This window comes from Pseudarthrobacter sp. LMD1-1-1.1, from assembly GCF_040676255.1.
Lineage (GTDB): Bacteria > Actinomycetota > Actinomycetes > Actinomycetales > Micrococcaceae > Arthrobacter.
The window spans coordinates 450,827-460,558 of sequence record NZ_JBEGHP010000024.1 but is presented as its reverse complement, the minus strand read 5'-3'; the positions used below and the strand labels follow the sequence as shown (position 1 = coordinate 460,558).

Annotated in this window: 7 protein-coding genes; 5 read left to right on the top strand and 2 right to left on the bottom strand. The window is 67.2% G+C overall.

Features of this window, described 5'->3' with window-relative positions; all coding sequences use genetic code 11:
• From MRBLMD1_RS18510 to MRBLMD1_RS18490, 5 genes are all read left to right on the top strand, one after another.
• Positions 1-739, top strand: a 739-nt coding sequence (locus tag MRBLMD1_RS18510; RefSeq protein WP_364402325.1) for an IS481 family transposase, incomplete at its 5' end; no start/stop codon positions are given.
• Positions 740-1,025: 286 nt separating this feature from the next.
• Positions 1,026-1,310 carry an HU family DNA-binding protein gene (locus MRBLMD1_RS18505; protein WP_011693739.1) on the top strand — a complete coding sequence of 95 codons (285 nt, stop codon included), beginning with the start codon at positions 1,026-1,028 and terminating at the stop codon, positions 1,308-1,310.
• Between the two features lie 115 nt (positions 1,311-1,425).
• A complete protein-coding gene (locus MRBLMD1_RS18500) occupies positions 1,426-3,597 on the top strand; it encodes a cytochrome c oxidase assembly protein (protein WP_364402322.1) in 2,172 nt (723 codons plus the stop codon).
• On the top strand, positions 3,597-5,615 hold the full coding sequence (locus MRBLMD1_RS18495) for an NHL domain-containing thioredoxin family protein (RefSeq protein ID WP_364402319.1): 2,019 nt from the start codon (positions 3,597-3,599) through the stop codon (positions 5,613-5,615). The genes MRBLMD1_RS18500 and MRBLMD1_RS18495 overlap by 1 nt, the downstream gene beginning before the upstream one ends.
• A 219-nt stretch (positions 5,616-5,834) precedes the next feature.
• Entirely contained in the window at positions 5,835-6,653 is an 819-nt protein-coding gene (locus tag MRBLMD1_RS18490; RefSeq protein ID WP_364402316.1) for an endonuclease domain-containing protein, read from the top strand.
• Between the two features lie 131 nt (positions 6,654-6,784).
• On the opposite strand, the gene MRBLMD1_RS18485 is transcribed toward MRBLMD1_RS18490, so the two are convergent.
• Both MRBLMD1_RS18485 and MRBLMD1_RS18480 read right to left on the bottom strand, forming a co-directional pair.
• Entirely contained in the window at positions 6,785-7,777 is a 993-nt protein-coding gene (locus MRBLMD1_RS18485) for a hypothetical protein (RefSeq protein ID WP_201302372.1), read from the bottom strand.
• Positions 7,778-7,930: 153 nt separating this feature from the next.
• A complete protein-coding gene (locus tag MRBLMD1_RS18480) occupies positions 7,931-9,727 on the bottom strand; it encodes a helicase HerA-like domain-containing protein (protein WP_364402313.1) in 1,797 nt (598 codons plus the stop codon).
• Positions 9,728-9,732 lie beyond the last annotated feature (5 nt).

Below are 9,732 nucleotides of genomic sequence, written 5' to 3'. Positions count from 1 at the left end.
GCGCGTGGAGTACCGCGAAGGGCCACTGCACCTGGCTTTGCGCTGCGGCACGAGCGCCCGGACGGTCTCCCGGATTTTGGCCAGGGCGGGCATGCCCAGGTTGTGGGATCTGGACCCGGTGACCGGGGAACGGATCCGCGCTTCCCGGGCTAGCAACCGCCGCTACGAACGAGACGCCCCAGGGGACATGATCCATATCGATGTCAAGAAACTTGGCCGGATCCCTGACGGCGGCGGTTGGCGGGCCGACCCTTCCCAGAGCGCGGCAAACCACCGCAAGTCGCATCAGAGGATGGGCTTTGACTACGTCCACGTCGCCGTGGACGACTACACCCGCTTCGCCTACGCCGAGGTTCTGCCCGACGAGAAAGGCCCGACCTGCGCCGGGTTCCTCACCAGGGCCGCAGCCGCCATGGCAGCGAACGGCGGCGCGCCTGTCAAACGCGTCATGACCGACAACGCCTTCGCCTACCGGCTCTCTCGCGACTTCCAGGACGCACTCGCTGCCCTGGGCGCTAAACACATCCTGATCAAACCCCGCCACCCTTGGCAGAACGGCAAAGCAGAACGCTTCAACCGCACGCTCCAGGAAGGCTGGGCCTACCGCCAACCCTTCACATCCAACCAAGCCCGCGTCGACGCCCTGCAGCCCTGGCTAAACTTCTACAACAACCACCGGCCCCACGGCAGCCTCGGAGGCAAGCCACCCATCAGCAGGTGCAACCAACCTACTGGCTGAGTACAACTAGGGGCCTTCTGGCCGTGCATCCTGGCGAGCGGTGGCTGGGAGGTGCCGGCCGCCGTCGTACTTACCTGCCAGCCGAGCGTGGACCGCGGTGCTGCTGGTGCCCGTGATGCGTTGACGAGGGTGAAAACGGCCGAAGAATCGGTGATTAACCTCAAAAAATGGCGGAAACACGCGGAATTTGCGGCCCGGAACCGCCCAAGCTGGTAAGTTTTCGAACAGTGGCCTGCGCGCATGCCGTGTGCAGGCTCCAGAATCAGAACCGTCCAGGAGGACATCAATGGCTAAGAACCGTAGTGAACTTGTTGCAGAGGTAGCTGGCAAGGCCGGCACCAGCCAGGCTGCCGTCAACTCCGTCCTCGACGCACTGTTCGAGGTTTTCGAGACTTCTGTCGCCGCCGGCGAGAAGATCACCATCCCGGGCTGGCTCGCCGTCGAGCGCACCGACCGTGCAGCCCGCACCGGCCGCAACCCGCAGACCGGCGAAACCATCCAGATCGCAGCAGGCCACAGCGTCAAGCTGACCGCCGGCTCCAAGCTGAAGGCTGCAGTCTCCAAGAAGTAGAGCTTATTCCCGGCCGGCATGCAGCTGGCTGGAACAGGAGCGGCAACCCCACAGGTTGCCGCTCCTTGGCGTTTAACCCGGATTCGCCGCCCGGGCAGGCGTAGCGGACAATGGAATGGTGTCTTCTGCCGCAAAACCACGTTCCACCCCGCCCCAGACCAATCCTGGCAAGGGAACTGCGGTCCGGGACGCCGGAAACCGCGGGATCCCGCTGCCCTGGCAGCTGGCAGGCCTGGCAGCGCTCTTCCTGGGCCTCGCAGCAGCACTGATCTTCTCCGGTGCAGCAGCGGCCCGCAGCGTCGCCGATCCGGGAGCCCTGGTCCGCTGGGGGCTGCCCATCAGCAAGGCCATCCACAACGTGTCCCTGGCGACCGTCGTCGGCGGCCTGATCTTCGCCGTCGGCATCCTCCCGAAGAACCTCAAGAACCCGAACCCACGTGGCCGGGACCGGGAGACTCCCGCCGGCAGCGGGGCGCCCGAACATCCCGCGTTCACCCGCGCGCTGGCTGTGGCTGCCACTGCGGGCGCGGTGTGGACCTTGTCCGCCATCGCCGTCCTGGTGCTCACCTACGCCGACGTCGCCGGTCAGGGGCTGTCCGGCGATCCCGCCTTTACGCAGGCACTGGTCTACTTCATGACGGACATCGATACGGGCCGGGCCTGGCTCGCCGTCACCATCATTGCCGCAGTGGTGACAACCGCCCTGTTCGGCGTCCGGTCCCTCGGCGGCCTGGCCCTGACCCTCATCCTGGCTCTCATCGGCCTGGTACCCACGGCCCTGATCGGCCACTCCTCCAGCTCGTCGGACCATGAAGGCGCCATCAACTCCCTCGGCCTGCACCTGGTGGGTGTCAGCACCTGGGTGGGCGGCATCATCATCCTGGCCCTGCTGTCCGGCATCCTCACAGGCAGCAAGGCCGGGGCCGCAGCAGACATCACCGAGCCCACCCTGCGCCGCTTCTCCACTTTGGCCGGCTTCGCTTTTGTCCTGGTCTTCGCTTCCGGAATCATCAACGCCAGCATCCGCGTGACCAGCTGGCCGGATCTCTTCGGCTCCGCCTACGGGCAGCTGATCCTGGCCAAGACGGCAGCGGCAGTGGTCCTCGGCGGCATCGGCTTCATGCACCGGCAGTGGGTCATCCCGCAGCTGGGCCGCAAGGGAGCCACCATGTCCTCACGGCGGGTGCTGTGGCAACTGGTCCTCGCGGAGCTGCTGATCATGGGCGCCACGTCCGGCATCGCCGTGGCCCTGGGCCGTTCAGCCCCGCCACAGCCAACGGAACTGGCGCCCAACGCCTCACCGGCCTTCATCCTCAGCGGCTACGAGCTGCCGCCTGAGCTCACCCCGGAACGCTGGCTCACTGAGTGGCGCCTGGACTGGATCTGGGTGGGCGTGGCCCTCTTCGGCCTGGTCACCTACTTCCTGGGCGTTGCCAAGGTCCGCCGGCGCGGAGACTCCTGGCAGTGGTTCCGGTCCGTGAACTGGGTCATCGGCCTGGTGGTGCTGACCTACATCACGTCCGGGCCGCCGTCGGTCTATGGCCGCATCCTGTTCTCCGCGCACATGGTGGACCATATGGCGCTGACCATGGTGGCCCCGATCTTCCTGGTGCTGGGCGCGCCGGTGACCCTGGCCCTGCGTGCCCTGCCCGCCCGCGGCGACGGCTCCCGCGGCTCCCGCGAGTGGCTGCTGGTCTTCGTCCACTCGAAGTTCTCGCAGCTGGTCACCCACCCGCTGTTCGCGGCTGCCAACTTTGCCGGCTCCATCATCCTGTTCTACTACTCGGACCTTTTCGGCTTCGCCATGCGCGAGCACGTCGGCCACGAACTGATGAACCTGCACTTCCTGCTCACCGGATACATCTTCGTGCTGAGCATGATCGGTACGGACCCGCTGCCGCGCCGGGCCCCGTACCCCATGCGGCTGCTGCTCCTCCTGGCCACCATGGGCTTCCACGCCTTCTTCGGTGTGTCCATCATGGGCGGCACCGGCCTGATGGCAGCGGACTACTTCGGCAACCTGGGCCGTACCTGGGGGCCGTCGGCCCTGTTGGACCAGCAGGCCGGCGGCGCGGTTGCCTGGGGCATCGGCGAGGTGCCCACGCTGCTGGTGGCGATCGGCGTCGCCGTCATGTGGTCCAGGTCGGACCAGCGGGAGACCAAACGGGTGGACCGCGCGGCGGACAGGAATAACGACGCCGATCTGACCGCTTACAACGATATGTTTGCCAAATTGGCCGAACGCGACGCCAAGCTGGCTGAACGCAACAAGCTGGAAGGACGCTGATGAGCGAAACCGTACGCACCCATGCCCGGGTCCGGGCCTCCGAACTGGTGGGCCGCAACTGGTTGAACACCGGTGGCAAGTCCCTGGACCTCGAAGCCCTGCGCGGCAAGATCGTGCTGCTCGACTTCTGGACCTTCTGCTGCATCAACTGCCTGCACGTCCTTGATGAGCTGCGGCCACTCGAGCAGCAGTACTCGGACGTGCTGGTCACCGTGGGAGTCCACTCGCCCAAGTTCGAGCACGAGGCGGACCCGGTGGCGCTGGCGGCAGCCGTGGAGCGCTACGAGATCCACCACCCGGTCCTGGACGACCCCGAGCTGGACACCTGGAAGGCCTACACCGCCCGTGCCTGGCCCACCCTGGTGGTCATCGACCCTGAGGGCTACATCGTGGCGCACCTTTCCGGCGAAGGCCACGCGGACGGACTCGCGGTGCTGATCCCCGAACTGATCGCCGAGCACGAGGCCAAGGGCACCCTGCACCGCGGCTCCGGCCCGTACGTGGCACCCGAGGCAACGTCCGGCACCCTGCGCTTCCCCGGCAAGGCACTCTTCCTCCCTCCGGGACGCGGGTCCACGGCTGGAACGGCCGACGGCGGCACGCCCGCAGGTGCAGCGGCTTCCGTTGCTGCGGAGAAGGGTTCCTGGCTGGTCACCGACACCGGCCACCACCGCCTGGTGGAACTCGGCACGGACTTCGAAACAGTCCTGGCCACCTTCGGCTCGGGCACCAAGGGCTACGCTGACGGACCCGCCGCCGGGGACACCGCCAGCGCACAGTTCAACGAGCCCCAGGGCTTGGTCCTTCTCCCGGAAGACGTGGCAGCCAAGGCGGGCTACGACGTCGTGATTGCCGACTCGGTCAACCACCGCCTGCGTGGACTGTCCCTCACGGACGGCAAGGCCTCCACCCTGGCCGGCAACGGTATCCAGCGACTGCTGGAAACCGGCCCGGCGCGTGTGGACGAGGACGGCGCAGGCTTTAGCGGCTCCCTGGGCACTGACCCGCTGGATGTGGCGCTGAGCTCGCCGTGGGATGTTGTGTGGTCGCGCAAGCTCAATGCGGTGGTGGTGGCCATGGCCGGCACGCACCAGATCTTCAGCTTCGACCCCGTCACCGGCGCCGTCTCGATCATCGCCGGCAACGGCCTGGAAGGGCTCCTCGACGGTCCCGCCCACGAGTCCTGGTTCGCCCAGTCCTCCGGCCTGGCCGAGGATGCGGACGGCAACATCTGGGTGGCGGATTCCGAAACCTCGGCGCTCCGCAAGCTGGTCATTGCCGACGACACGTCCATCACCGTGGAGTCCGCCGTGGGCAAGGGCCTGTTCGACTTCGGCTTCCGCGACGGCCCCGCCGCTGAAGCCCGCCTGCAGCACCCCCTCGGTGTGACCGTCCTGCCCGACGGCTCGGTGGCGATCGCGGACACCTACAACGGAGCCGTACGCCGCTACGACCCCGCGACCGGCACCGTGTCCACGCTGGCCCGCGGGCTTGCCGAGCCGTCCGACGTGATTGTGGACCACACCCAGTCCGCCGGCTCCGAGCCCCTCCTGGTGGTGGTCGAGGCCAACAAGCACCAGCTGGTGTACGTGCCCATCCCCAAGGAAGCGCAGCAGGTGGATGAGGGTGCGTCCCAGACCCACCGGCCCAAGAGTCCCGTTGCGCCCGGTACGCTGGACCTGACCGTCCGCTTCACGGCTCCCACCGGGCAGAAGCTCGACGACCGTTGGGGCGATCCCACGCAGCTGAAGATCTCCTCCACGCCGCCGGAGCTGCTGGTGTCCGGTGGCGGGACCTCCGTGGGCCTCCTCCGCACCCTGGAGCTGTCCCCGGACGTTCCCGAGGGCGTGCTGCACATTACCGCGCGCGCCGCGGCCTGCGACGGCCCCGAAACAGAGGACGGCGAGATCCCGGACCACGCCGCGTGCCACCTGTACCAGCAGGACTGGGGCATCCCCGTGGTCCTGCAGGCCGACGGCGACACCGAACTGGTCCTGGACCTGCGCGGGATGGACTGACCCGGCGAAGGTCCTGCCTAACTGGCTGCTTCCCATGGCCTCGCGTCACGGGAAGCAGCCTTTTGCCTCTGCTGGCTACCGGCAACCCCGGAAAACCGGGCGTCGGATCCCGTGGCGTCCCCGAAAGCGTGCTCTGCGTGACGCCCCCAATACCGCCGATATCCACATGCCGCCGGAGCACGCTGTCAGCACGGGCACCGTAGCGGCCAGCATTGCCGCATGGATGTCCTCAAAGCCCTGGAAGTTTGCGGCGGAGCGGCGCGGAGGCCTGCCCTTGCCCGGCTGGGTGTGGATGACGCCGCCCTCCGTCGGGCAATGCGGGCAGGAGTGCTGCAGCCCGACCGGGGGCTTTACGCGCTTCCGACGGCGCCTCCGGACCTGGTTGCCGTGCTGCGAAACCGCGAGTTGCTGACCTGTTCAAGCGCTGCGGCTGCCTACGATCTGTGGTCCCTGCCCTCCGACGGACGCCGCCACGTCCATCACCGCCGGCAGGAGGCAGTGCTTAGTGGCTCGGTCCACCACGCCGGGCTCCTGCTTCCGCCCTCCCGATTCCAGCCGGTGGCCGCCCTCGCAGATGTCCTGATCCATGCCCTGCGGTGCCTGTCCTTCGCGGAGTCCTTGGTCATGGTGGAATCCGCGGTTTCGCGCGGGGAGATGACAGTTGATTTCCTGCGCCAGCGGCTGCCTGGAAAGCGGAACGGGAGAGCCAGGGCTGTCCTCGACTGGGTGGATACCGGGGCGGACTCCCTCCTGGAGACGCTGGCCCGGACATATTTCCGGCAGGCCGGAATCTCCGTGGAGGCGCAGGTGTACCTGGAAAGGGTTGGTTATGTTGATCTGCTGCTGGACGGATGGCTCGTGGTGGAACTGGATGGACGGCATCATGCCGAGTGGAAGCAGGTCCAGAAGGATCACCGCCGGAACAATGAATCGGCCATCCAGGGGTACACGGCCCTGCGGTATTACTACGCAGACGTGGTGCACCGGCCCCACGAGATGGTCCAGCAGGTGCTTGCCGTTCTCAGGCGGCGACGGTAGTCCAAGGGTGGCGTCACGCGAAGCACGCTTTCGGACAGCCGGAAGCGGCCGGGCCCCGCGAAATCAAGGATTGTGGCACCAGACTCTGCTGAAAGCGTGCCCTGCGTGACGCGCACGGCACAGGCCGCAGGCTAGAAGCTCAGCTGCGGGGTGACCTTGACCGTGTCACCGGAGACGTCCAGGCGGGTGGTGAAGCTGAAGTCCACCTCGGCGTCCAGCGGGTACCAGGCGCCGGTGAAGGCGTTCTGCTGGAGCGCCTCAACCTTGGCTTTGCCGTCCAGCGGCGACACTACCCACCGGCCGTCGAACGGCTCCACCGATACCCCCGGGTACTCGGTGACGGTCCAGCGGATAGTGCCGTCCTGGACCCGGTTGTTGCTGGCGTAATAGAAGGGGCAGTCCGGCTGGAGCTTCTGTTCCTTCACGGCCTCGGCCGCGCAGCCGTCCAGGAATTCCCTGACCTTGGCGGCAACATCGTTCTTCAGCTTGTCCGTGGCCTGGGTCAGCAGGTTCAGCGGCGCCACCGGGGCGTCCTTTGCGGTGACCGTGGCACGCGTGGCGGGAGCCGAGAAGTACTGCCCATCCAGGGAGGCCTCATACTCGCCGGGGTAAAACACGGCGAAGGAATTGCGGCCGTTGGGCATGTTCACCGGAACACCGTTCACCACGGCCTCGTTGCCGTTGACAACGGTGATATCAACGGTGGGCAGCCGCGACGGGACGAATGCCCACGTGTTGAAGAACAGCCACTCGGTACCGGTCTTCTGCAGCAGGAATTCAGTGTGCAGCCGGCTGCCGTCAATGGTGTATTCCATGGGCACCATGACCTGGTTCCCCGGGCGTTCCTGCGGGTCCCCGATGGACACATTGGTGACTCGGGAGGCCGCGGTCTGCAACCCACTGCCATCCAGCATGGCGGCGTTGCTGGGCGGAACTGCGGCCCGCAGGATCCCCAACGCACGCCCGCCGTCCCCGCTCTTGAGCGCGTCCAGGTATTCCCTGACCGGCTGCTGCGGACTGGCCACGGTATTGTTCACCACGTTGATGGCCACAATGGCTGCGGCGACGGCAAGCATGAGGCCCAGCAGCCATCCGGCCGCGATCCTCACCAACGCTTGACTCATCTGCACGTTCTACACAGTAACGTCAGTGCGGACGCACTCTAAAGTTGGTGTCCCCCTAATCCGGCGGACACCACCTACGTAACGCCCGACGGCGGCGCCCAGGATCCGGGCCAACAGGAGCCTCGGCTGAGGCCCGGGACACCAAGGGCAGGGTCAGCGGCGGCGGCGCCGGGACGAGGTTCCGAACACTCCGCGGAGCAGTTCGCGTCCCAGCTGCGTCCCCATGGACCGCGCCATGCTCTTCAGCCCGCCGCCCAGGGCGCCGCCGAGGACTCCGCCAAGGTCACCCATCATGCCGCCCGGCTGCGGCTGCGGCTGCGGCTCCGGCTGGCGGGGCTGGGACTGGCGTGTCCGGGGCGCCTTCGCACGCGGCTTGGACTCGGAGGTCCGCGGTTCGTCGTATTGGGGCTCGGTGTATTGGGGTTCGGGTGCCTGCGCGGGCCTGCTGCTGGGCCTGCCCAGGATCTCCTCCTCGATCCGGCGGGCCTCGGCGTCAACGTCGTACGCGCCAGGCGCACCCGAGGTACCGGCGGAAGCTGCCCCGGTGTCAGGCGCGTCGGCAGGAGGTGCTGATGCCGCCGGTCCTGTGGGCGCCGCGGCCTTGCCGTTGAGTTTTTCGTAGGCGGACGGGTTGTCCACCGCGGTTCCGTACTTGCCCAGCAGCGCCGAACCCGCCACCGTGCTGCGCACCAGGGCGTCCTCGCTGGGGCCCATGACGGATTCCGGGGCGCGCAGCCGGGTGAGCGCCACCGGAGTGGGTGCGCCCTTTTCGTTCATGACGGTGATGACGGCCTCCCCGATGCCCGCCGAGGTCAGCGTCTCTTCGAGGTCATAGTCGCTGAGGGGGAAGGTGGACACCGTGGCCTTGAGGGCCTTGGCGTCCTCGGGGGTGAAGGCACGCAGGGCGTGCTGGACCCGGTTGGCGAGCTGGCCCAGGACATCGGCGGGGACGTCCTTGGGTGTCTGGGTGACGAAGAAGATGCCCACGCCCTTGGACCGGATCAGCCGGACCGTGGTGGTGATGGCGTCCAGGAAGGCTTTGCTGGCGCCGTTGAACAGCAGGTGGGCTTCGTCGAGGAAGAACACCAGCTTGGGCTTGTCCAGGTCGCCGGCCTCGGGGAGGTCCTCGAACAGGTCCGCCAGCAGCCACATCAGGAAGGTGGAGAACAGCATGGGCTTGGTCTGCAGGGTGGGCAGTTCCAGGCAGGTGACCACGCCGCGGCCGTCGGGGGCGGTCCGCAGGAGTTCGGCGGTGTCGAACTCCGGTTCACCGAAGAACTTCTCCAGCCCCTGGGCTTCCAGGTTCACGATTTCGCGCAGGATCACGCCGGCGGTGGCCTTGGACAGGCCGCCGAGTTCCTCGAGCTTGTCCTTGCCCTCGTCCGAGGTGAGGAACTGGATGACGGCGCGGAGGTCCTTGAGGTCGATCAGCTCCAGGCCGTTCTTGTCCGCGAAGTAGAACACCAGCTGAAGGCTGGACTCCTGGGTGTCATTCAGCTCCATGATCCGGGAGAGCAGGATGGGCCCGAACGAGGTGATCGTGGCGCGGACCGGGACGCCGTTGCCGTCGCCGCCCAAGGCAAGGAACTCCACGGGGAACGTCTTGTCTGACCATGCCTGGCCGATGCTGTCCGTGCGGGCCCTGAGTTTGTCGCTGCCGACGGCGGCCGTCGCCAGGCCGGAAAGGTCACCTTTGATGTCGGCCAGGAACACGGGCACGCCTGCCGTGGACAGCTGCTCGGCCATCATGTGCAGCGTGACGGTCTTGCCGGTACCGGTAGCCCCGGCCACCAGCCCGTGCCGGTTCATCATGGCCAGCGGCAGCCGCACCGGCGCGTCCTTGTGGAGTTCGCCGTCGATGATGGCGGCTCCCAGTTCGATGGTGGCGCCTTCCAGCGTGTAGCCCTGCTGGATGGTGGCAAGCTTCTCTGCTGTGGTTTTGGTGGCCATGGCGC